The sequence below is a fragment of the Catenulispora pinistramenti genome (assembly GCF_018274385.1).
In the GTDB taxonomy this organism is placed as follows: domain Bacteria; phylum Actinomycetota; class Actinomycetes; order Streptomycetales; family Catenulisporaceae; genus Catenulispora; species Catenulispora pinistramenti.
Window position 1 is genome coordinate 15236 of record NZ_JAAFYZ010000067.1, and the last position, 22700, is coordinate 37935.

The 22700-nt window shown below is 71.6% G+C and carries 20 protein-coding genes; 10 read left to right on the forward strand and 10 right to left on the reverse strand.

All coding sequences use genetic code 11. From position 1 onward, the window contains the following. Positions 1-36: 36 nt before the first annotated feature. Positions 37-450, forward strand: coding sequence for a PaaI family thioesterase (locus tag KGQ19_RS20505; protein ID WP_212010813.1), 414 nt, complete (start codon positions 37-39; stop codon positions 448-450). A gap of 207 nt (positions 451-657) precedes the next feature. Here the strand turns inward: KGQ19_RS20505 and KGQ19_RS20510 are convergent, their stop codons facing one another. Together KGQ19_RS20510 and nicT are read right to left on the reverse strand one after the other, a co-directional pair. Further along, positions 658-1122: a DUF4442 domain-containing protein gene (locus tag KGQ19_RS20510; RefSeq protein ID WP_212010814.1), complete on the reverse strand. Its 465-nt coding sequence runs from the start codon at positions 1120-1122 to the stop codon at positions 658-660. A gap of 9 nt (positions 1123-1131) precedes the next feature. After that, entirely contained in the window at positions 1132-2328 is a 1197-nt protein-coding gene (gene nicT / locus KGQ19_RS20515; RefSeq protein WP_230419036.1) for a Nickel transporter NicT, read from the reverse strand. 287 nt (positions 2329-2615) lie between these two features. On the opposite strand from nicT, the gene KGQ19_RS20520 reads away from it, so the two are divergent. Continuing rightward, positions 2616-4910 carry a transglycosylase domain-containing protein gene (locus tag KGQ19_RS20520; RefSeq protein WP_212010815.1) on the forward strand — a complete coding sequence of 765 codons (2295 nt, stop codon included), beginning with the start codon at positions 2616-2618 and terminating at the stop codon, positions 4908-4910. A 62-nt stretch (positions 4911-4972) separates the two neighbouring features. Here KGQ19_RS20520 and def read toward each other — a convergent pair whose 3' ends face one another. Further along, positions 4973-5572, reverse strand: a complete 600-nt coding sequence (gene def / locus KGQ19_RS20525; protein ID WP_212010816.1) for a peptide deformylase — start codon at positions 5570-5572, stop codon at positions 4973-4975. Positions 5573-5707: 135 nt separating this feature from the next. On the opposite strand from def, the gene KGQ19_RS20530 reads away from it, so the two are divergent. Together KGQ19_RS20530 and KGQ19_RS20535 are read left to right on the forward strand one after the other, a co-directional pair. Further along, entirely contained in the window at positions 5708-5989 is a 282-nt protein-coding gene (locus tag KGQ19_RS20530) for a metal-sensitive transcriptional regulator (RefSeq protein WP_194892553.1), read from the forward strand. A 36-nt stretch (positions 5990-6025) separates the two neighbouring features. Beyond that, positions 6026-6727 (forward strand): SIMPL domain-containing protein, encoded by a 702-nt coding sequence (locus KGQ19_RS20535; protein WP_212010817.1) that lies wholly within the window; start codon positions 6026-6028, stop codon positions 6725-6727. A 68-nt stretch (positions 6728-6795) separates the two neighbouring features. Here the strand turns inward: KGQ19_RS20535 and KGQ19_RS20540 are convergent, their stop codons facing one another. Further along, a complete protein-coding gene (locus KGQ19_RS20540; RefSeq protein ID WP_212010818.1) occupies positions 6796-7707 on the reverse strand; it encodes an alpha/beta fold hydrolase in 912 nt (303 codons plus the stop codon). A gap of 107 nt (positions 7708-7814) precedes the next feature. Here KGQ19_RS20540 and KGQ19_RS20545 point away from each other — a divergent pair, with 107 nt between their 5' ends. The 3 genes from KGQ19_RS20545 to KGQ19_RS20555 all read left to right on the forward strand — a co-directional run bounded on the left by KGQ19_RS20545 (position 7815) and on the right by KGQ19_RS20555 (position 10550). After that, entirely contained in the window at positions 7815-8402 is a 588-nt protein-coding gene (locus KGQ19_RS20545; protein WP_212010819.1) for a PadR family transcriptional regulator, read from the forward strand. 169 nt (positions 8403-8571) lie between these two features. Then, entirely contained in the window at positions 8572-9396 is an 825-nt protein-coding gene (locus KGQ19_RS20550) for a tetratricopeptide repeat protein (protein ID WP_212010820.1), read from the forward strand. Positions 9397-9611: 215 nt separating this feature from the next. Continuing rightward, positions 9612-10550 (forward strand): beta-ketoacyl-ACP synthase III, encoded by a 939-nt coding sequence (locus KGQ19_RS20555; protein WP_212010821.1) that lies wholly within the window; start codon positions 9612-9614, stop codon positions 10548-10550. A 27-nt stretch (positions 10551-10577) separates the two neighbouring features. Here the strand turns inward: KGQ19_RS20555 and KGQ19_RS20560 are convergent, their stop codons facing one another. From KGQ19_RS20560 to KGQ19_RS20580, 5 genes are read right to left on the reverse strand one after another with little or no spacing between them, the layout of a single operon-like run. Next, a complete protein-coding gene (locus KGQ19_RS20560; protein WP_212010822.1) occupies positions 10578-11792 on the reverse strand; it encodes an FAD-dependent monooxygenase in 1215 nt (404 codons plus the stop codon). Between the two features lie 38 nt (positions 11793-11830). Continuing rightward, complete coding sequence (locus KGQ19_RS20565) at positions 11831-13099, reverse strand: ABC transporter substrate-binding protein (RefSeq protein ID WP_212010823.1); 1269 nt, start codon at positions 13097-13099, stop codon at positions 11831-11833. After that, a complete protein-coding gene (locus tag KGQ19_RS20570; RefSeq protein ID WP_212010824.1) occupies positions 13099-13686 on the reverse strand; it encodes a GTP-binding protein in 588 nt (195 codons plus the stop codon). The genes KGQ19_RS20565 and KGQ19_RS20570 overlap by 1 nt, the downstream gene beginning before the upstream one ends. Then, on the reverse strand, positions 13686-14123 hold the full coding sequence (locus KGQ19_RS20575) for a roadblock/LC7 domain-containing protein (protein ID WP_212010825.1): 438 nt from the start codon (positions 14121-14123) through the stop codon (positions 13686-13688). The genes KGQ19_RS20570 and KGQ19_RS20575 overlap by 1 nt, the downstream gene beginning before the upstream one ends. Positions 14124-14168: 45 nt before the next feature. Next, a complete protein-coding gene (locus KGQ19_RS20580; RefSeq protein ID WP_212010826.1) occupies positions 14169-16694 on the reverse strand; it encodes a sensor histidine kinase in 2526 nt (841 codons plus the stop codon). Positions 16695-17036: 342 nt separating this feature from the next. On the opposite strand from KGQ19_RS20580, the gene KGQ19_RS20585 reads away from it, so the two are divergent. The 3 genes from KGQ19_RS20585 to KGQ19_RS20595 all read left to right on the forward strand — a co-directional run bounded on the left by KGQ19_RS20585 (position 17037) and on the right by KGQ19_RS20595 (position 21619). After that, positions 17037-17981 carry a hypothetical protein gene (locus KGQ19_RS20585; RefSeq protein WP_212010827.1) on the forward strand — a complete coding sequence of 315 codons (945 nt, stop codon included), beginning with the start codon at positions 17037-17039 and terminating at the stop codon, positions 17979-17981. Between the two features lie 127 nt (positions 17982-18108). Continuing rightward, positions 18109-19818: an ABC transporter transmembrane domain-containing protein gene (locus KGQ19_RS20590; protein ID WP_212010828.1), complete on the forward strand. Its 1710-nt coding sequence runs from the start codon at positions 18109-18111 to the stop codon at positions 19816-19818. Between the two features lies 1 nt (position 19819). Continuing rightward, positions 19820-21619, forward strand: a complete 1800-nt coding sequence (locus KGQ19_RS20595; protein ID WP_212010829.1) for an ABC transporter ATP-binding protein — start codon at positions 19820-19822, stop codon at positions 21617-21619. A gap of 20 nt (positions 21620-21639) precedes the next feature. On the opposite strand, the gene KGQ19_RS20600 is transcribed toward KGQ19_RS20595, so the two are convergent. Then, positions 21640-22677 carry a GlxA family transcriptional regulator gene (locus KGQ19_RS20600; protein ID WP_212010830.1) on the reverse strand — a complete coding sequence of 346 codons (1038 nt, stop codon included), beginning with the start codon at positions 22675-22677 and terminating at the stop codon, positions 21640-21642. Between the last annotated feature and the right edge of the window lie 23 nt (positions 22678-22700).

The window sequence follows — 22700 nt, forward strand, 5'->3', positions numbered from 1 at the left end:
TGACGCCGGGCCCCGCGCACCGCTCAATGGTCGTCCATGGTCACCCTCGACATCGACACGGCGCGCAAGGTGCTCGCCGCCCAACCGTTCAGCGTTCTCCTAGGGGCTCGGGTGGAGGTCTTCGAGAAGGGACGCGCGATCCTGGCGGTCCCCATCCGCGAGGATCTGAAGCAGCAGAACGGGTTTCTGCACGGCGGCGTGCTCGCCTACGCCGCCGACAACGCCATCACCTTCGCCGCCGGTACGACGCTGGGCCCGGAAGTGCTCACCAGCGGCGTCACCATCAGCTACGTGCGCCCCGCGTCCGGGACCACGCTGCTGGCCGAGGCCGAGGTGACGTATACCGGACGCCGCCAGGCCGTGTGCCGGTGCGACCTGTACGCCGTGGCGGAGGACGGCGCACAGGTGCTCAGCGCGGTGGCTCAGGGCTCTGTGCTCTGCGTGTCCTGACGGCTCTGCGGGTCCTGAGAGTTGTCCATGCCCTGACGAGGTTTGAAGAGTCCTGACGATTCCGCGGGTCCGGAGCGTTTCCGGACCCTGAATCGCGCCCGGGTCCGCCGGACCGTAAGATCGTCCGGCGGGCCCGCGTACCGAGGAAAAGCAACTTAATCAGCGGCTGCGGCGTTCTATGAGTGAGTGCTAGTTGTCGAGTAAGTGCTAGCTGTTGGGCCGCAGCGTCCAGACGATGGTCATCTCGCCGGTCACGGCGTCGTCGACGTCGCGCTGGATGGCGACGTGGATCGGGAACTCGGGGCGGGTGCCGCCCTTGAGCTCGGCCACGATGTCGTCCACGGGGCGGCCGAGCGTGGCGGTGGCTGTGACGTCACCGCGCGCGACCTTCTTGAAGTCGATGGTGGCGGTGGTGGGCAGGGGGGTGGCTTCAGCCATGAGGTGGCCGAACGCGGCGGTGACGATCGCGCCGGAGGCGGACTCGGCCAGCGTGAACATCGCGCCGGCGTGCGGTCCGCCGACGTGGTTCCGGTACGCGGCCTGGTCGCGGAACTTCAGCACGGCGCGCTGCGCGGTGGTCTCGACGTACTCCAGCGCCAGCGTGCCGACCATGGGGACGGCGGCGGTCAGGAAGGCGCCGACGTCGAAGGGCTCTTGTTCTGCTGCGGTCATGCCATGATCCTACTGGTCGGTAACTTCCTCGGCCACCGGCAGCGCGGCGGTCCACTTGTCCTCGATCCGGCCGAACTTCCACACGGCCATCGCGGCCAGCCAGACCAGCAGGAACATCCCGACGATGGCGAACCCGATGCTGTTCAGGTCGACGGTGGCGATCCAGTCCCAGAAGCCGCCGGTCAGGTTCAGCTTGTCCTGCAGGATGCTCAGCAGCTCGATGGTGCCGATGATCAGCGCCACGGCCACCGACAGCCCGGTGATCGTCAGGTTGTAGAAGACCTTGCGGACCGGCTTGGAGAAGGCCCAGCCGTAGGCGAAGTTCATGAACGAGCCGTCGATGGTGTCCAGCAGCGACATGCCGGCGGCGAACAGGACCGGCAGGCACATCACCGCGTACCAGGGCAGGCCGGAGGCCACCGAGGTGCCGGCCAGGACCAGCAGGCCGACCTCGGTCACGGTGTCGAAGCCCAGTCCGAACAGCACCCCGACCGGGTAGATCTGCCACGGCTTGTTGACCGCCTTCATCGCCCGGCCCAGGAACCGGTTCATCAGGCCGCGGTTGTTGAGGTGTTCCTCGAGCGTGGCCTCGTCGAACTGGCCCCGGCGCATCTGCCGGAACACCTTCAGGATCCCGACCAGCACGACCAGGTTGATGATCGCGATCAGGTACAGGAACGAGCCGGAGACCGCGGTCCCGATCAGTCCGCCGAAGTTGTGCAGCTCGGACTTGTCGTCGGACAGCTGCACGCCCAGGCCCTTCAGGCCCAGGCCCAGCAGCAGCGTCAGCAGGACCACGATCGTGGAGTGGCCCAGGGAGAACCAGAAGCCGACCGACAGCGGGCGCTTGCCCTCGGCCATCAGCTTGCGGGTGGTGTTGTCGATGGCCGCGATGTGGTCGGCGTCGAAGGCGTGCCGCATGCCCAGGGTGTAGGCGGTCAGGCCGGTGCCGAAGCCGAACAGCCCGCCCTGCAGCTTGTAGTGGCCCGGCACCACGATCGCGGCCAGGATGCCCCAGCCGACCACGTGCAGCAGCGCGATGAAGCCGAACATCCCGCCCATCCGGCCCCACTCGGCCGGGGTCAGGCTGGCCCGGATCCGGGCCAGCCGGGAGCCGCCGGCCGCGGTGCCGCCCGCGCCGCCGGTACCCGGGGTCGCGGGGCCCGCGCCGGTGCCTTCAGTGCCACCTGCTGTGGTCGCGGTCATGGCGCTGGACGCTCCCTGGGGTCGAAAAGCGGTACGCCGCCGGGGTCGGCGGCCGGGGAGGACACCCGCCCGCCCCGGTTGCGATTATTTTGCAGTTGCGAAGAGTTCGCAACTAGTCGTCGGGGAAGCGCGAGGTGGCGGACGGTGACGAGAGATGGATCACGTCCGATTCCCCCCGATATTTTCGCTTTCTTCAGATCGCGATGTTCTGATGTGTTGACGTTCGACGACAATGACCGCAAGGGATCGGCCGGCTCGGCAGGTGCCTGGACAAGGAGCCGTCTTCCATGGCCCTGGGTGGGAAACGAGTGATCGACTATCCCCGCCGCGGCAAGACCGGGGTGCGCCGCTGGCTGCCGTCCTGGCGGCTGGTGGCCTCCACGCTGATCGCGTTCGTGCTGCTGGTCACCGGCGGTGCCTGGGCGGTCTACGCGTCGGTCCAGATCCCGCCGATGAACGAGGCGGTGACCCAGCAGCACCTGACCGTGCTCGACGACCACGGCGTGGTGCTCGGCCGCCGCGGTCCGGAGATCCGCCAGGACGTCCCGCTGGCCCAGGTCCCGGTCCCGGTGCAGGACTCGTTCCTGTCGGCCGAGGACCGCAACTTCTGGTCCGACGGCGCGATCTCGGTCACCGGCACGGCCCGCGCCCTGGTCAACGACCTCGGCGGCGGCTCCACGCAGGGCGGCTCCACGATCACCCAGCAGTACGTGAAGAACGCCTACCTCACCGACGAGCGCACCCTGACCCGCAAGGCCAAGGAAGCGGTCATAGCCCTGAAGATCTCCCAGCAGCAGTCCAAGTCCCAGATCCTTCAGGGCTACCTCAACACCGTGTACTTCGGCCGCGGCGCCTCCGGCGTCGAGATGGGCGCCCGGGCCTGGTTCAACAAGGACGTCGGCCAGCTGAGCGTGGCCGAGGGCGCGGTGATGGCCGCGCTGGTGAACGCGCCGTCCTACTATGAGCTGGCGCCCAAGGACCCGACCGTGATGGCCAAGCTCCAGGCCCGCTGGAACTACGTGCTCGACGGCCTGGTCAAGATGGGCAAACTGAGCCCGGCCGACCGCGCCGCGCAGCAGTTCCCGGCCCTGGCGCTGTGGCCCCGGCCCAGCAGCCAGACCGACGACCAGTCCCCGTACCTGGTCGAGGCGGCGATCAGCGAGGCCGAGCAGAAGACCGGTCTGACCCGGGACCAGCTGGTCACCGGCGGCTACACCATCTACACCACCTTCGACGCCAAGATGCAGGACGACGCGGCGGCCGCGGTGCAGGCGCAGATCACCAGCCAGCTCAAGCCGGGTACCCGCGCGGTGGACGCCAACGTGCACACCTCGATCGCCACCGTCGTCCCCGGCGACGGCGCGGTGCGCGTCCTGTACGGCGGCGACGATTACGCCAAGCAGGCCTTCAACGCCTCCTGGCAGGGCACGCTGTCCCCGGGCTCGTCGTTCAAGACCTTCGCCCTGGCCGCCTACCTGCAAAACGGCGGCACCGTCGGCGACACCTTCGACGGCGACTCGCCCTACCAGGTCCCGAACTCCGACGCGGTGATCCCGAACGAGGGCGGCACCAGCTACGGCCAGGTCTCGGTGCAGGACGCGCTGAACCAGTCGATCAACACGGTGTTCGTCAAGATGGGCCAGCAGATCGGGATGAGCAAGGTGGCCGACGCGGCGCGCGCCGCCGGCGTCCCGGTGACCGCCCAGGAGCAGTCGCTGCCCGCCCTGCCGCTGGGGGTGGTGGCCACCAACCCCGAGACGATGGCCGCGGCCTACGGCACCTTCGCCGCGCACGGCCAGCAGGTGGACCCGTATACGGTGACCAGCGTCGTGCAGGGCGACAAGACGGTCTACAAACACCAGAGCCTGGCCAAGCAGGCCTTCACCCCGGGTATCGCCGACGAGGTGACCCAGGCCCTGCAGGGCGTGGTGACCAACGGCTCCGGCACCGGCGCGCAGCTGTCCGACGGCCGCGACGTGGCCGGCAAGACCGGCACCACCGACCTGCCGGGCGACGGGACCAAGCTGGGCTCGGTCTGGTTCGTCGGCTACACCCCGACGCTGTCCACCGCGGTCGCGGTCTGGGGTCAGACCCCCGGCGGCGCGCTGACCACGATCAACGGGATGGCCGGCAAGGACACCGTCGGCGGCGGCGCGGTGGCCGCGCCGCTGTGGTCGGCCTACATGAACAAGGCGGTGGCCGGTACGACCGCGCAGCCGTTCACGTTCAGCGCGCAGAACGGCCAGGCCTCGCCGATGAATCCGGTGAGCCCGTCCTCGGGGGCGACCACGTCCGGCGACGGCACGACGCCGACCCAGAGCGGCACCGGCCAGCCCTCGCCGCCGGCCCCGACCAACGGCTACCTGCCGTCGAACCCGACCTCGACCACGTCCTCCGGCGGCGGCGCGACGTCGTCGACCACTTCGAAACCGTCGAGCCCGCAGAGCACGCCGAGTTCGGTGCCGAGCACGTCGCAGTCCGAGCCCTCGGTGCCCTCACTCTCGCTGCCCACCGGCGGGACGATCGGCGGTCCGCTGCCGCAGGCGAACGGGAACTCCAAGTCCGCGCGTGGCGGGGGTTGAAACTGCTGACAGCATGAATGAAGGGCCCGCAGAAGCGGGCCCTTCGACGTGGTCTGCGCAGTTCAGTTGGCGGCGGTCGAGGCCGGTGTCGCGGCCTCGGCGACCGCCGCCTTCTGCGCCTTCTCAGCCTTCTCCGCCTGCATCCGCTCCATCTCGGCCAGCACGTTCTTGCGCTGTCGCTTGCCGAGCCGGTCGATGTAGAGCCGGCCCTCCAGGTGGTCGAACTCGTGTTGGAGGCAGCGGGCGAAGTAGCCGGTGCCCTCCACGGTGATCGGCTCGCCCTTGAGGTCCACGCCGGTCACCACGGCGTAGTCGGGGCGGGCCAGTTCGTGGTGCGGGCCGGGGACCGACAGGCAGCCCTCGGGGGAGTCGTCCAACTGGCGGCGGTCGGCCGGCAGTTCGACCAGGACCGGGTTCACCATGTGGCCGACGTGCTGGACGCCGTCGTCGTCGTTGCAGTCGTAGACGAACACCCGCAGCGCCACCCCGATCTGGTTCGCGGCCAGGCCCACGCCCTCGGCGGCGTACATCGAGGCGAACATGTCATCGATCAGCGTCGCGAGCTCGTCGCCGAACTCCTCCACCGGGGCGCAGGGGTGGTGCAGCACCGGATTGCCGACAATGGTGATGGGCCGGACGGTGCCCGAATCGGTGTGGCTCATGGCGTTAATCTTACGGGTCGGCGCAGTTCAGCCCGTTACTGTGGGTAGAAGGCGGTGGGAACACCGGAGCCGGCTGACCGGTTACCCCATGGGGGTATGATTCCAGGGCGACGACGACGGATGGGGATGCGGGTCATGCACGGCTACACCGACCGCAAGGACGACTACAACAAGCGGCTGCGCCGCATCGAGGGGCAGGTGCGGGGCCTGCAGCGGATGGTCGACGAGGACAAGTACTGCATAGACATCCTCACCCAGATCTCCGCGGCCACCAAGGCCCTGCAGTCGGTCGCGCTCGGGCTGCTGGAGCAGCACGTCGCGCACTGTGTGGCCGACGCGCTGGCCACCGGCGGGCCGGAGGCGGACGCCAAGGTCAAGGAGGCGAACGAGGCGATCGCCCGGCTGGTGCGGTCCTGAGACGCCGATCCGGCGCCGCTGCGGCAGACTGGGGGCATGCCGGAAGCAGCCCCCAGCACCACCGCGAGCACCACCCCCATCATCGTCAGCGTCCGCGGCGAGGCGTCCATCGAGGCGGACCCGGAACTGTGCGAGATCGCCGTCACGGTCAGCGCCCGGGACAAGGACCGCCGCACCACCCTGGAACAGCTCACCCAGCGCAACAAGGAACTCCTGGCCCAGCTCAAGGGCACTTACGGCGAGGCCTTGGAGAAGCTGGAGACCGGCCGCATCGCGGTGTACCCGGAGCACCGCAGCAAGCGCACTGACAAGATCGGGCCGTATCAGGGCTCGGTGCGGGTCCGGGTCGTGGTGAAGGACTTCAACGTCCTGGGCGAGATGATCACCAACCTCGCCGACGGCCCCGGCCGGTCCCTGGACGGCCCCATCTGGAGCATGCGCCGCGATTCCGAGGTCTACCGCCAGGCCCGTACCGAGGCGGTCGGCGAGGCGATCCGGCGCGCCCGCGAGTACGCGGACGCGCTGGGTTCGCAGCTCACGGCGTTGTTGGAGCTGGCCGACACCGGGCTGTCGACCGGCGGGGCCCCGGCGCCGCAGGGGCGGGCCATGTACGCGACGGCCTTCGCCGGACGGGCGCCGGAGGAGGGGCTGCCGGAACTGGACTTGGAGCCGACGCGGCAGAGCGTGTACGCGGCGGTCGAGGCCCGGTTCTCGGGGACGCAGCCCAAGGGTTTGTAGGACCCCGGGGCTTGGAGGAGTTGTAGGAATCGCAGCGGGCGCGGCGGCACTGACGCGCTCGGCGCGGATCAGACGGTGGCGGTCGCGGTCGCGGTCACGGCCGCCGAAGTCGCAGCAGTTGTCGCGGTCGCAGTCGCAGCGGTGCCGGCTGCGGCCTGCGGCTGCTGAGCTGGCGAACCCGCCCCGCCGATGTTCCGGTCCAGGAACTCCCGCACCATGGCGCCGAGTTCGGCGGCGTGCGTGATGTAGAAGTCGTGGTGCCCGTCGACGACGGCGAGCTCGGTCTGCGGCCGGCGCCGGGCCATCTCCGCTGCCTGTTCCGGCGGGATGATCGGGCTGCGGCCGCCGCGGATCACCACCATCGGCTGCTGGACGGCGGCGAACTCGTCCCACCAGTCCCCGATGATTCCTTCCTTGACCGCCGCTATGTCGGCGGCCTGCCACAGGAAGCGCCAGCCGTCCGGCTCCTCCACGACGCTCTCCAGGAAGTGCCGGGGCTCGTCGATGAAGTCCAGGGCCGCGATCAGGGCCCGCAGGCTGGGGAAGCGTGCCGGGAAGTTGTTGAACGCGGTGTTGGCCGGGGCGTGGAACGAGACCGGCGCGTCGACCGAGATCACGGCCGAGGTCAGCTCCGGGTGGCGTGCGGCGACCTGGTAGGCGTTCATGCCGCCCAGGGAGTGGCCGACCATCGCCACCGGGCCCAGGTCCAGGTGCTCGATCAGGGCGGTGATGTCGCCGATGAAGGCCTGGCGGCCGTAGTCCGAGGCGTGATCGGACAAGCCGTGGCCGCGTTGGTCCAGGGCGATGACCCGGTAGCCGGGGCCGCGCTGGTCCGGGCCGAGGTGGTCGGCCAGCCCGAGCATGGAGCGGCCACGGCCGTAGGCGCCGTGCAGCGCCAGGACCGGACGGCCGGCGCCGCCGGTGTCGAGGTAGGCGAGTCGGATGCCGTCGTGGGTGCGGAAGTACTGGGTGCTCGTCATGACTATAACTCTATAAGAGTTAACTCTATTCGTGTCAACTCTGATCGAGGTATGATTGGCGGCGTCGCGACCGCCGCGGCGGTGAGCTGTACCGGTTCGGAGGGCCCGTGCTCGAACTGTGCATCCTCGGTTTCCTGTTCGCGGAGCCGCTGCACGCCTACGACCTCAAGGCCCGCATCTCCGGCCTGAGCGGCCACGTCCGCCCGGTCAGCGACGGCGCGCTGCATCCGGCGATCAAGCGGCTCCAGGCCGCCGGGTACCTGAGCCGCCGGGCCGAACCCGGTGAGCGCGGCGCGCCGCGCCAGGTCCTCAGCCTCACCGACGCCGGACGCGCCGAACTGCTGAGCCGGCTGCGCGCGCCGGCCGACGTGGAGATCACCGACCGGCACTCGTTCTTCATCCTGCTGGCCTTCCTCAGCAGCCTGCCGGACCCGGCGGACCAGGCGCGGGTGCTGCGCCGCCGGCTGGCGTTCATGGACGCGCCGGGCAGCTTCTTCTACGACGACGACGGCCGGCCGCTGCGGGTGCGCGACATGACCGATCGGTTCCGCCGCGGGATGTTGCAGCTGGCGGCGGCGAGTAGCAAGGCGGACCGGGCCTGGCTGGAGAAGACCATCGCGGAGCTCGATGCCGAGAGCGCCGATCGGCAGGACGATGCCGACAGCGCCGATCGGCAGGCCTCGGAGTCGGCCTGAACGCGGCCGGTTGTCCGCTGAAGCGCGCCGTGGTCGGGAAGACCTGATCCGGTTGGGACCTGATCGGGTTGCGACCTGCTCGCGTCTGGAAGCGCGCTCAGCCGGCAGTCGGTCGGCGGCGGGAATGAATCCCGCCTCGGCCGCTGTTTAGTTCGCTATGCGAATTGAGATGTGGGCCGACGTCGCCAACCCGTGGACCCACGTCGCGGCCGAGCGGCTGCGCGTGGCTTTGGCCGGGACCGGCGTCGCCGCCGAAATCGTGTGGCGTCCGCTGCTGACCGAGCCCGCCGACCCCGATGCCGCGCGCGACGCGCTGCGGCTGCTGGTGCTCGCCGAGGAGCACGGCGGCGCGGCGTTGCAGGGCCGGGTCGCGGCCGAGCTGCTGGCCTCGCACGACGTGCGGGACCGGGCCGAGCTGGCGGCTGTCGCGGAGCGTTCCGGGTTCCCCGGGGGCGGGGCGGCACTGGCTTCGGACGCGGGGCGCGCGCGGCTGCGCGAGCTGCTGCTGATCGGCAAGGCGCGCGGGATCACGATCTCGCCGACGCTGGCCGTCGGGGGCGAGCTGCTGGAGTTCGCGATGTCCCCGGCGACGATCGGCGAGTTCCTGCGCGAGGCCGGTGACTCGGCTGACTCCGGTGACTCCGCCTCAGGCGCGACCGTCCGGGTGCTCGACCTGCCGGCCGAGGTCGAGCGGCTGCGCTGGGCCGAGGAGCTGATCGCACTGTCTGATCCGCTCGGCGCGCTGGTCCTGCTGGAGCCGCTGCTGGCCGAGCACGGTCAGGACCCGAACATCCGCCGCGTGTCGGCCTCGGCGTACTTCGCGTCCGCACAATTGGGGCGGGCCAGGAAGGTGCTGGAGGCGACGCTCGACGACTATCCGGCTGACTCGTATGCTCGGCTGATGCTCGGTCGGACGTTGGAGCGGCAGGGGCTCGCCGGCGAGGCGGAGAAGCACCGGCGGCTGGCCGCGGCCATGACCCCGGAATACGCGTAGAGCCCGCATAAGCCTGCCGTATAGGCCTGCCAAGCCCGGCACCTCGCGCTTTGCGGCGCGGGGTGCCGGGCTTCTCGCCGCTTCTTGCCGTGCCTATGGGGGAACCCCCCAGAGCCGACACGAAGCGCTTGGAGCTTCCGTGACCGGGGTGACCGATCTCAGCACGCGAGGATCAGTAGGGAACAACCGTCCCGCGAGCAGACAAGGAGCGTCGCGTGCCCGGTTCCCGGATCGCCGCCCTCGGCCACAGCCAACCCGATCGTGTCGTGACCAACGCCGACCTGGCGGAGATGGTCGACACCAGCGATGAGTGGATCACCAGCCGGGTCGGGGTCCGTACCCGCCGGATCGCCGAGCCCGGGCAGACCGTGGACGAGTTCGCCGCCGCGGCCGCCGCCAAGGCGCTGGCCGGGGCCGGCACCGAGGCCGCCGACGTGGACCTGGTCCTGGTCGCCACCAGCACCGCCGGCGCGGCCAGCCCCAACACCGCGGCGCGGGTGGCCGCCCGCCTGGGCCTGAAGGCACCGGCCACCATCGACGTCAACGTGGTCTGCTCCGGCTTCCCGCACGCCCTGGCGCTGGCCGACCAGGCCATCCGCTGCGGCCAGGCCCGCACCGCCCTGGTCATCGGCGCCGACTTCATGAGCCGGGTCACCGACTGGACCGACCGCGGCACCTGCGTCCTGGTCGGCGACGGGGCCGGCGCCGCGGTCGTCACCGCCGCCGACGAACCGGGCATCAGCCCCGTGCTGTGGGGCTCGGTCCCCGAACGCGGCCGGGCGGTGGTGATCGAGGGCAGTCCGAACCGCTTCTCCCAAGAAGGACAGACGGTCTTCCGCTGGACCACCACCGAACTGCCGGCCGTGGCGCGCCGGGTCTGCGACCGGGCCGGGATCGCCCCCGAGGACCTGGCCGGCGTCGTCTTCCACCAGGCCAACCTGCGCATCATCGAACCGCTGGCGGCCAAGCTCGGCGCGGTCAACGCGGTGATCGCCAAGGACGTCATCGACTCCGGCAACACCTCCGCCGCCTCGATCCCGATAGCGCTGGCGAAGCTGGTCGAGCGGCGGGAGATCCCGGCCGGGGCGCCGGTGCTGCTGTTCGGGTTCGGCGGGAACCTGTCTTACGCGGGGCAGGTGGTGACGAGCCCCTGAGGCTCGGCTACCGCGTGGCGGTGGGCCTCACAGCCCCCGGCCGCCGATCTCCGTCCCGTCCGGCAGCTCCATCTGCGCGGTGAGCCAGGGCATGAAGGTCTCCTGCTCGAACGCCGCCCAGTCCACCGCGTCCAGCACCTGGGCCTGGCCGATGCGGCGGGCCAGGGCGACGACGGCGTGGTCGGCGGGGCGTCGGGCCGCGTCGTAGCGGGCGGCGAGGTCGTCCAGGCCGGTGGCGGCGGGCCACAGGCGCAGCAGGGTGGCCGCGTCCTGCATCGCCTTCACCGCGCCGGCGCCGGCGTGCGGGCGGCTGACGGCGCCCGCGTCGCCGAGCAGGAGCATGCGGTGCTCGGCGTGGGCGGGGGCTTCGAAGTCGTAGATGGGCTGGATGAAGACGTCCTCGCGCGCCGTTTTGCGGACGGTCTCGGCCCAGACCGGCGGGAGTTCGCGGGTGAGCAGGGCGTCCATGAAGTCCAGCAGGGTGTCCGAGACGGCGCCGGGCGGGATGCTCGTCGCGGTGCGCAGGTCGGCCAGATCCGGCGGGATCATCGAGTACAGCACCCAGTTGTAGAGCACGCGGCCGTCGTCGGCGGGGATCGGGTAGGAGACCAGGTGCCCGTGCGGGAAGCCGATCGTGAAGAACGCCTCCGGCGGCAGCAGCTTCTCGACCTGTGCGAAGTCTGATATGCCGCGCCAGCACAGGTAGCCCGCGTAGTCGGGGACGACGCCGGGGAACATGGCCTCGCGGACCACCGAGCGGTAGCCGTCGGCGCCGAGGAGCAGATCGAAGTGTTCGATGCTGCCGTCGGCCAGTGTCACCGAGGCGCCGGATTCGCTCGCCGCCGCCGAGACGACGCGCGTGTCTTCGCGGTAGTCGACCTGTGACGGCAGCCGATCATGCAGCAACCGGTACAGGTGGCCCCAGTTGTAGGCCTTGAACGGGAAGGGATGCGAGGCGATCAGCTTGCCGAGCCCGGAGTCCGGGCCGGGCTTGTCGAGCGCGTACCACTGCCGGGCCTTGTTGATCGTCGACGGCAGCGAAGGATCCAGGAACCCGGCCTCGACCAGTTCGCGGAACCGCTCTTGCTGGATCCCGATCCCGACCCCGCGGTCGCGCAGCTCGCCGGAGGAGCGTTCGAAGACGACTACTGAGGCATCCGGCACCGCTCGCGCCGCGGCCAGTGCCCCGGCGCACCCGGCGATGCTCCCGCCGACCACGCCGATCCGTATCCCGCCGACCATCTCAGTCCCCTAAAATCAGAGTCCGCACATGCCGCCGATCAATCCGGCAGCGTCGCCAACTCCTCGATCTCCACATTCGCCAGCGACGTCCCGTCCACCTGCACCCGCCGCAGGTACCACTTCTGAATCGGCGCATGCGTCGTGGAGGCCAGCTGCCAGGCCCCCCGCGGGCTGTCGATCCGCCCCAGCGACCCGATCGCCGCGTTGATGGCCGCGGCCCCGGCGTTCGGCCCGGCCGTGGCCACCGCCTCGTCCAGCAGTGCCGCGGCGTCGTAGCCGGTCAGCGCGTAGACGCTGGGCTCCTGGCCGTCGTGCCCGGCGGCCCAGGCCGACACGAACGTGCGGTTGGCCGCGGTGTCGACGTCGGGGGAGTAGTTCAGCACCGAGGTGATGTTCGTGGCCGCCGGCCCCTCCTGCTTCAGCAGCGGACCGTCGGTGACCAGGCCGACGGCGAACAGCGGCACGTCCTTCACCGCCGAGCGCGCGTACTGCTGCACGAAGCGCACCGCCTCGGCGCCGGTGAACGCGCAGTACACCGCCTTCGCGCCGGATTCCTTGATGGCCGCCAGATACGGCGTGAAGTCGGTGGTCCCGGAGGCCGGGGTGAACGTCGCCTGGCCCTGCGGGTTGGCCAGTCTGCCGCCGATCGCGGTGAAGGCGTCGGTGAACCCACGCACCTGCTCCCATTCGCCGGGGTAGTTGCCGCCGATCGCGAAGACCGGGGTCTTCACGTGCGCGTTGATGAACGGCGCGATCGCGGTGCCCGGTTCGGTGGACAGGAACGCCACGTTCCAGATGTAGCTGATGTCGGTCACGTCCGGCTGCGGCACCACGCCGATCAGCGGCACGTGCGCGGCGTCGGCCAGCGGCGCCACGCCCTCGTAGCCGGCGTAGTCGATCGGGCCGACGATCGCCTGCGCGCCGTGTGACAGCATCGAGCTCATCGCGGTCGCGGTGGTCTCCGGGTCCGGGCCCTCGTCGGAGACCGTCACCCGGGCCGGACGCCCGCCGAGGCGGCCGCCGTGCTGGGCGACGTAGAGCCCGAACCCGTCCCGGACGTCGCTGCCGGCCGGGCCGTTGGGTCCGGAGGAGGCCAGCAGCAGCCCCACCGGGATCGGCGTGCGGCTGTCCGGGCGGCCCTCGGGGTCGCCGTAGGCGACGGCGCCGAACCCGCCGCCGAACCCGCAGCCGGCGGTGGCGGCCGTGGCGGCGGCCAGCAGCAGCGCCGCGAAGGCCCGCCGGCGGTACGGCGGGCGGTCCTGGCGGAAATCAGAGCCCTGACGGGCCACGACCCGGGCCGCGGCCATCAGTTCATCCGGTCGTCGGCCGGCGGCTCCTCGCGCCCCCGCTGCTGGGTGATCGCGTGCTCCAGCAGCGTCACCAGCACCCCCTTGGCCGAGTCCCGGCGCCGGGCGTCGCAGATCAGCAACGGGGTGTCGTCCTCCAGGGCCAGCGCCTGCCGCAGTTCCTCGTGCCCGTACACCTGCGCGCCGTCGAACTGGTTCACCGCTATCACGTGCGGGATCCGGCGGTCCTCGAAGAAGTCGATGACCGCGAAGGCGTCGCCGAGCCGGCGCACGTCGGCCAGCACCACCGCGCCCAGGGCGCCGCGGGACAGCTCCTCCCAGAAGAACCAGAAGCGTTCCTGGCCGGGCGTGCCGAACAGGTACAGGATCAGGTCCTCGGCGATGGTGATGCGGCCGAAGTCCATCGCCACCGTGGTGCTGCGCTTGGCCGGTATCAGGTGGACGTCGTCCAGCCCCATCCCGGCCTGCGTCATCTCGGCCTCGGTGGTCAGCGGCTGGATCTCGGAGACCGCGCCGACCAGCGTGGTCTTCCCGACCCCGAAGCCGCCGGCGACGACGATCTTCGCCGCGATCGTGGGCGCCGCCATCAGCGCGCCCCCGGCCGGTGTCCGTCGGAGAGCATCCGGGCCCGCGCGGTGGGCGTCAGCGAGTCCCCGACCTGGTTGATCAGCTCGGCCATGGCGTAGGTGACCTGGCCGATGTCGCACTCGCGCTCGGTGTAGACCAGCAGTGAGGCGCCGTCGCTGACCGCCATCGAGAACAGGAATCCGTCCCCGAGTTCGGTCAGGTTGTTGCGCACCGGCTCGGAGTCCAGCAGCCGCGCGGCGCCGGCCAGCAGGCTGACCAGGCCGGCGGCCACCGCGGCCAGTTGCTCGCCCTGCTCCTCGTCCAGGTCCCGGGAGGTGGCCACCACGATGCCGTCGGCGGAGACCGCCAGCGCGTGCCGGACCCCGGGGGTGCCGTGGGCGAAGTCGTTGAGCAGCCAGTCGAGACTGCCGTGCAGATCAGGTGCGGGTTCGTTCATGGGGGAGGGTTCCTGTGGGGCTAGGGGACGGCGTGAGGGTGTGCGTCACTGCGATTTCGGCCCGCTGCGGCCGGTCAGCCCGCGCGCGTAGGCGGCCATGGTGGCCGCGACGTGTTCGGGGTCCCGGTCGATGCGGGGCTTCTTCTGCGCGGGCTCGGGGTGGCTGCCGGGCTCGCCGGACGGTGCGGATGCTGGGGACGGGGCCGGTGCCGGCGGCGCCGGGTTCCGCCGGGCCTTGGCCGGCAGGTTCTCCTTGGGACGGCGGACGGGCAGGCCGTTCAGGGTCGTGGCGTTGGCAGTGTCCTGTGATTCTACGACCGCGGCGGGGTCCGGCGCGGCGTTGCCGTTGACTTCGCCGCCGCCGTTGGCGTGGATCACACCATTGACATGGCCACCGCCGTTGGCGGCCACCACGATCGGCGCGATGGCTTCTGCGGGCCCTGAGAAGGGCCCTGAGATGAGCCCTGAGATGAGCCCTGAGCCGGTCCCCGCGAGACCGGCGACCGGCACGTCTTCGGCGTCCGCTCGCGCATCGTCCGGTTCCAGGTCCGGGAACGGGAGTTCCGGCCAGTCGGCCCCGGCCTCCGCCTCGGCCCGCACCGGATCGGCCTCAAGGCCACCATCGGCTAGCCCAGAACCACTGTGTTCGGAGACCACCGTCCACGGCAGCCCCACCTCGGCCACGGTCCCGCCGCCGGGCCGGGCCCGCAGCCCGACCTCGACCCCGTACCAGGCGGCCAGGTGCGCGACCACGGTCAGGCCCATCGCCCGCACCGTCGAGCTGTCCACCTGGCGCGGCGCGGCCAACTGGGCGTTCAGCTCCGCGCGCCGGTCCGGGGTCATGCCCAGGCCCCGGTCGGCGATCTGGATGATCACCCGGTCGGTCATCCGGTGGCCCTCGACCGTGACCCGGCTGTCCGGCGCGGAGAAGGCGGTCGCGTTGTCCAGCAACTCAGCACACAGATGGACCAGGTGGTCCACGGCGTGCGGGGCGATGACGATCGCGGAGTCGACGCTCTCCAGATCCACGCGCGTGTACCGCTCTATTCGGCCCAGCGCGGCCCGCACCACGTCCAGCAGCGTCACCGCCCGCTCGCGCACCCGCGAGGAGCCCTCGCCGCCGAGCACCAGCAGGCTCTCGTTGTTCCGGGCCATCCGCGCCGCCAGGTGGTCCAGCACGAACAGCCGGGCCAGCCGGTCCGGGTCCTGCTCGGAGCGCTCGGCCCGGTCCAGTTCGCTGGTCAGCGCGCCGGTCAGGCGCTCGCCGCGGCGGGCTAGCGCCACGAAGGTGGCGCCCACGCCGGCGCGCAGGAGCACCTGTTCGGCGGCGGTGCGCAAAGCCTCGCGGTGTACCGAGTTGAAGGCCCGCGCGACCGCGGCCAGCTCGTCCTTCGGGTCGTTCGCGTTCAGCGCGTCGCCCCGGCCGGTGCCCAGCGGCAGCGCGTCGCCGGCGTGGTCGGCGAACTCCTCGGGGGTGCGGCCGGTCAGCGACTCGGTGGTGCGCAACTCCTCGACCGCGGCCGGCAGGCCCTGGAAGGCGACGGCGTTCGCGGCGTCCCGCAGCTGTCGCAGGCCCCTGATCATCGGCCGGCCCAGCCGCAGGCTGATCATCACCACCAGCAGCGCGGTGCCGGCCACCGCCGCGGCCTCCACCTCGGCGATGTGCTCGGCCCGGTCCCGCAGCCGGGCCACCGCGGCCATCGAGGCCAGGTCCATCTCCTCGCGGACCGAGTCCAGCGCGGCCCGCCGGGCGCCCATGGTCTGCACCCACAGGTTCTTGTCCGGATCCAGCAGATCGCCGGGGGACAGCCGGGATATCTGGTCCTCGAACTGCTGCGCCGTCAGGATCGCCGAGCTGGTCATCGCCTGGTCCGGACGCTCGCTCCAGCCGGGCGGGGCCTGGTCGTCGAAGGCCTCCATCGCGTCGCTGTAGGACTGCCGGTCGTGCGCGATCGCGGCGAACGCGGCCGGGGTCAGCGGCCCTCCGACCGCCGCCCGCAGCACGTCCGACTCCTCCTGGCCGGTCGCCTCAGAGGCCTGATACAGCAGGTCCGCGGCCTGCAGCCGGGTCGCGACCGGCTGCGAGGCGCCGCCGTCGCCGATCACCGAGGTCCGCAGCTGGTCCAGGTCGGCGATCGCGATGCGGTACTGGAACACCACCGTGGACAGCGCCGGCGCGGCCTGCGCCTTGATCTGCGCGCGCAGCGTGGTCAGCTGGGACAGGTCCATGTCGATGCGGGAGAGCAGATTGCGGGTCCCCGGGGAGATCCGCGGCATCGACCGGATCTGCTGCCGGTAGACGGCCAGCGCGGCGTCGGTCTCGGCGATCCGGCTGTCGACGTCCGGGGACATCCGGGCCGGGCGGGAGGTCAGCAGCAGCGCCATCGCGGTGCGCTCGTCCTGTAACCGGCACAACAGCTTCCCGGCGGCGTCCGAGGTGTGCATCAGGGACCACAGCCGCTCGCTGCGCCAGGCCTGCCCGGCCGAGGCGGTCAACGCCACGGCGCCGAAGCCGGACACCGCGGCGAGCGGGACGGCGACCAGGACGCCGAGCCTGCGCGTGATCCTCAAGACGGCCCCTCGCGACAAGGCTGACAGGGTATGGGCGGACGGTTTGCAAGGTGTGTGCTGTGATGGTGCGACCGCAGGTGGCGCCACGGGTGGCGCCATGGCTGGGCTCATCCAACCGGGAGCCGGGGACCTGAGTCAAGCCTCGAATAACGTGTTCGATTCCCGTCGGTGGTGATGGGGCGGTTTGCACGGCTAAGAGCGCGAAGTGCGACGATTCGCGGTATGCCGAACCGCCGGCCGACCACGCAGGCTGTGAACGGTCTCAGATATCTGCTTCACCGGGCAATCCCTCCTGGACAGCCCGCCCCGGCGGTGTGATGGTGACAGACCAGGGGGGAAGCCATGTCATCGGTATCGAACAAAGTCACCTGGTGGGACGCCACGAGCACGGCCGGACCGGCCGTCGCGGAGCTGGCCGGCAACCTGATCATCGCCTGGCGCGGCAATCAGAACAGCCGGAACCTGACGGTCGCGAACGTGACCGGCTCGTCCGGCGGTTTGGCGGGGACGGCACTGCGATCGACGGTCCTGTCGGACTCATCGGACCACGCACCCGCTCTCAGCAGGACCCTGACAACCGGCTATACGGCCCAGCTCGCCTGGGCCGGAATCAACGGCGCGCACTCGCTCAACGTCGCCGACCTCGGCGTGGACACCAGCGACTGGCAGCTCACCGGCCACATCGTCGGCCGTGCCCTGGTGGCCGGGGACAGCGTGTCGGCCACGTCCGGGCCGGTCTGGACCGGCGCCGGCCACAGCGACGTCAACCAGCTCGGCGTCCTGGACCAGAACAGCCGGTCCGTCCTCATCGAGGAGACCGGGGATCTGGTCTTCGGCGCGCCCAGCACGTCGGAGTTCATCTTCGACGCCCGGGGACCGGCGCAGGCGCGCGACACCGATGACGGCGAGACGCTGTGGGCCTGGACCGCCTCGGACGGCGCTCTCACCTTCGCCTTGGTGAGACAGGGTTTTCCGTTGCCCGCGGCGGTGGTCAAGTCGCCGCAGAGCAGCGGATTCGGACCCTCCTCGATCGAGCAGGCCTACCCGGGCGGCCCGCTGTGCATCGCCTGGACCGGGATCGACGGCGCGGGAGAACTCAATGTCGCACCGGTGAACCCGGACGCGATCCGGAACGGCACAGACCCGATCGGCGCCGTGTACACCCTGCCTGAGACCAGTATCGCCGCGCCCACGCTGCTCTACCGGCCGCTCCTCGACGCACTGGCGATCTTCTGGGCCGGCACGGATGGCGCCGGCACGCTCAACGGCTGCAACGTCCAGCTGTAGGGGCCACGCGGTTCCGCGGCCATATACGTTCACTGTGCGGCAACTGCGTTCAATGCGCCGCGAATAGTCGCTTTCCGCCCTCTAAAACCAGTGGCTGCTCCCGGGAGCGCCTATTACCGTGGCGATCATGCGGCGCCTCCCCGAACCGGACCCCGGCCTCCCCGACACCAGATCGGCGACCCGGTACTTGTTCTGGCTCGTCCGCAAGCAGTGGACGAGCATGACGCTCGGCGCCTTCTGGGGCGTGGTGTGGATGCTCAGCCAGGCGCTGATGCCGGCCGCGATCGGCAAGGCCATCGACGTCGGGGTGAGCGCGAAGGACTCCCGCGAGCTGTGGCACTGGTCCCTGGTGGTGTTCGGGCTGGGCTGCCTGACCGGCCTGGCCGGGATCCTGCGGCACCGCTGCGCGGTCACCAACTGGCTGGCCGCCGGCTACCGCACCGTGCAGCTCACCGCCCAGCGCGCCACCGAACTCGGCGCCACCCTGCCCGGCCGGATCGGCACCGGCGACGTGGTCGCCATCGGCACCGCCGACGCCTCCAGCATCGGCGCCACGATGGACGTCAGCGCGCGGTTCGTCGGCGCGGTGGTGTCCATCGTGGTGGTGGCCGTGCTGCTGCTGCGCTCCGAGCTGCGGATCGGGCTCACGGTGCTGATCGGCGTGCCGCTGATCATGGCGCTGGTCGGCCCGCTCCTGAAGCCCATGCACCGGCGGCAGAGCGAGGTGCGCGCCCTCCAGGGCAAGCTGACCGGCCGGGCCAACGACATCGTGGCCGGGCTGCGGGTGCTGCGCGGCATCGGCGGCGAGCCGGAGTTCGCCGACCGCTACCGGACCCAGTCCCAGTCGCTGCGCTTCGCCGGCGTGCGCGTGGCCCGGGTGGAGTCGGTGCTGGACTCGGCGCAGGTGTTGCTGCCCGGGCTGTTCGTGGTCGGCGTGACCTGGCTCGCGGCCCGGCTGGCGCTGTCCCATGACATCACCGCCGGGCAGCTGGTGGCCTTCTACGGCTACGCCGCGTTCCTGGTGGTGCCGTTGCAGACCATCACCGAGGCCTGGGGCCGGTTCCTGCGGGCGCACGTGGCGGCCGGCAAGGTGGTCCGGGTGCTGGCCCTCCAGCATCCGCTGGCCGAGGACTCGGGCTCGGCGGGGGACGCCGAGGGCACCGGCGCGCTCGCCGACGAGCACTCCGGCCTGCGCCTCAAGCCCGGCTCGTTCACCGCGGTGGCCGCCGCGGACTCCGCCGAGGCGATGGAGCTGGCCGATCGGCTGGGCCGCTACCGGGCCGCCGAAGGGGTCACGCTGGACGGCGTACCGCTGGAGACCCTGCCCCTGGACCGAGTGCGGCAGCGGGTCCTCGTGGCGGACAACGACGCGCGGCTGTTCGCCGGGCGCCTGGCCGACGAACTGGCCGGGCCCGGCGGCGCCGACGCCGACGGCGCCCTCACCTCAGCGCTGCACACCGCCGCGGCCGAGGACATCATCGAGGCCCTGCCCGAGGGCCTGGACGCCGTGGTCGCCGAACGCGGCCGCTCCTTCTCCGGCGGCCAGCAGCAGCGGCTGCGCCTGGCCCGCGCGCTGCTCGCCGACCCCGAGGTGCTGCTGCTGGTCGAGCCGACCAGCGCCGTGGACGCGCACACCGAGGCGCGCATCGCCGAGCGGCTGGCCGCGGCCCGCGCCGGCCGCACCACCGTGGTGTTCACCACCAGCCCCCTGATGCTCGACCGGGCCGAGCGCGTGGTGTTCCTGGCCGGCGGCCGGGCCGCGGCCGAGGGCCGGCACCGCGAACTTCTGGCGACCGTGCCCGCCTACCGGGCCACCGTGACCAGGGAAGAGGACTGAGATGGCGCTGTCTCCCACCCCGCCTGCGGCACCGACCACGTCCGCCGGCCGCGAGGCGCTGCCGGTGGCGACCTATCCCGAGGTGCGCCGCTACGCCGGCCAGATCGCCCGCAAGCGCCGCCGCGACCTGGTACTGACCATCGGCCTGTTCGCGCTGGCCGCGTTGGCCGGGCTGTTCGGGCCACGGCTGCTCGGCTCGCTCATCGACGGTGTGCAGCACGGCACCACCTCCGGGCACGTGGACACCATCGTCGGCCTGATCGCCTTCTTCCTCGTCCTGCAGACAGTGCTGACCCGCTATGCGCGGCTGGCGGCCGGCAAATTCGGCGAGGGCGTGCTGGCCGAGCTGCGCGAGAACTTCGTCTCCCGGGTGCTGGAGCTGCCGCTGTCCGTGGTGGAGCGGGCCGGCAGCGGCGACCTGCTGTCGCGGTCCTCGCGGGACGTGGACAGCCTGAGCATGGCCGCCCGCTACGGCCTGCCCACCACGCTGGTCGCCATCGTCACCGTGCTGCTCACCATCGGCGCCCTGGCCCTGGTCAGCCCGTGGGCGGTGCTGCCGCTGCTGGTCATCGTGCCGCCGATCGCGGCGGTGTTCCGCTGGTACCTCAAGCGCGCGCCGGCCGGCTACCTGGCCGAGAGCGCGCGCTACGCGGACATGACCGACGGCCTGGCCGAGACCGTGGACGGCGCCCGCACCGTGGAGGCCCTGGGCCGGCAGCGGCAGCGGATCGAGCGCACCGACGACGACATCCGGGCCCAGTTCGCGGCCGAGCGCTACACCCTGCGCCTGCGCTGCGGGTTCTGGCCGACCGCGGAGTCCTGCTACATCGTGCCGGTGGCGCTGACCCTGCTGTTCGGCGGCCTGGGCTACATCCACGGCTGGTTCAGCCTCGGCCAGGTCACCGCGGCCACCTTGTACATGCAGCAGATCATGGGCCCGATCGACGACATGCTGGCCTGGGCCGACCAGCTCCAGGTGGGCGGCGCCTCGCTGGCCCGGCTGCTCGGCGTGGCCGGCGTCCCGGCCGACCGCGAGGCCTCCGGCGAACAGCCCGACGGCGAGGACATGCTGGCCCGCGACGTGCGCTACTCCTACATCCCGGGCCGCGAAGTCCTGCACGGTGTGGACCTGACCCTGCACGCCGGCGAACGCCTGGCCATGGTCGGCCCCTCCGGCGCGGGCAAGTCCACCCTCGGCCGCCTGCTGGCCGGCATCCACGGCCCCAGCGCGGGCTCGGTCGCGGTCGGCGGCGTCCCGCTGGTGGAACTGCCGCTCGCGGACCTGCGCGGCCAAGTGGCGCTGGTGAACCAGGAACACCACGTGTTCGCCGGCACCGTGCGCGAGAACGTGGTGCTGCCCCGTCCGGAATCCACCGAGGCCGAGGTCCGCGACGCCCTGGCCGCGGTGGACGCGCTGGCCTGGGTCGAGGCGCTGCCCGAGGGCCTCCAGACGGCGATCGGCGCCGAGGGCCACACCTTGTCCCCGGCCCAGGCGCAGCAGCTGGCGCTGGCCCGCCTGGTCCTGGCCGACCCGCACACGCTGGTGCTCGACGAGGCGACCTCGCTGATCGACCCCCGCGCCGCACGGCACCTGGAACGCTCCCTTGCGGCAGTGCTGGAGGGCCGGACGGTGATCGCCATCGCGCACCGGCTGCACACCGCGCACGACGCGGACCGGGTGGCGGTGGTCGAGGACGGGATGATCGCCGAGCTGGGGAGCCACGAGGAACTGGTCGCGACCGGCGGCGCTTACGCCGGGCTGTGGGAGTCCTGGCATGGGCGGGGGAGCGCGGGAGAGTAGCGCGCGGGTGTGAGCAGCCCTCACACCCGCGCGAACGTCCGCCGATAAGCCTGCGGCGACACCCCCACCGAAGCCCGCAGGTGCTGCCGCATCGACGTGGCCGTCCCGAACCCGGCCCGCTCCGCGACCCGGTCGATCGGCAGATCCGTCGCCTCCAGCAGATGCCGCGCCAGATCCACGCGCTGCCGGGTCAGCCACTGCCCCGGGCTCTGCCCGGTCTCGGTGCGGAACTGGCGGGTGAAGGTCCTGATACTCATCCGCGCCTGCCCGGCCAGGTCCTGCAACGTCAGCGGCTCGTGCAGCCGCTCCAGTGCCCAGGCGCGCGCCGGTCCGGTCCCGGCCGCGGTCGGGGCGGGCATCGGACGCTCGATGTACTGCGCCTGCCCGCCGTCGCGCGAGGGCGGCACCACGCAGGCCCGCGCGGCGAAGTTCGCCACCGAGCTGCCGTGGTCGGTGCGGATCAGGTGCAGGCACAGGTCGATCGCGGCGGCGACGCCGGCGGAGGTGAGGATGTCGCCGTCGTCGATGAACAGCACATTGGGGTCCACGGACAGCGCCGGGAACTGCTCCTCCATGTGCTCGGCCTGATTCCAGTGCGTCGTCACCATGCGGCCGTCGAGCAGGCCCGCGGCGGCGAAGACGTAGGCGCCGGTGCACAGCGCGACCTTGCGCGCTTCCGGACGGATGCCGGCCAGCGCGGCCGCCAGCTCCGGCGACAGCGCGGCGCCGTCGGCGATCTCGTCCACGATCGGGTAGGCCGGCGGCACGATCACCGTGTCGGCCGTGGCCAGCGCCTCGGCACCGTGCTCGACATACAGCCGGTAGTCCTCGGTGGTCGCCACCGGCCCGGCCGACAACCCGCAGGTCACCACGTCGTACAGGGGCTGCCCGTCCTGGTCCCGCGCCGCGCCGAACAGCCGGGCCGGGATGCCGAGGTCGAACGGGATCACGCCGTCCAGCGCGAGGACCACGACGCGGTGGCGCGGCGGGCCGGAGTGCGGCAGCGAGTCAGAGCGCGGCGGCGAGTCGGACTGACGCGGGGAGCAGGTACTGGCCATGGCCCGATTCTTTCACATGTTGG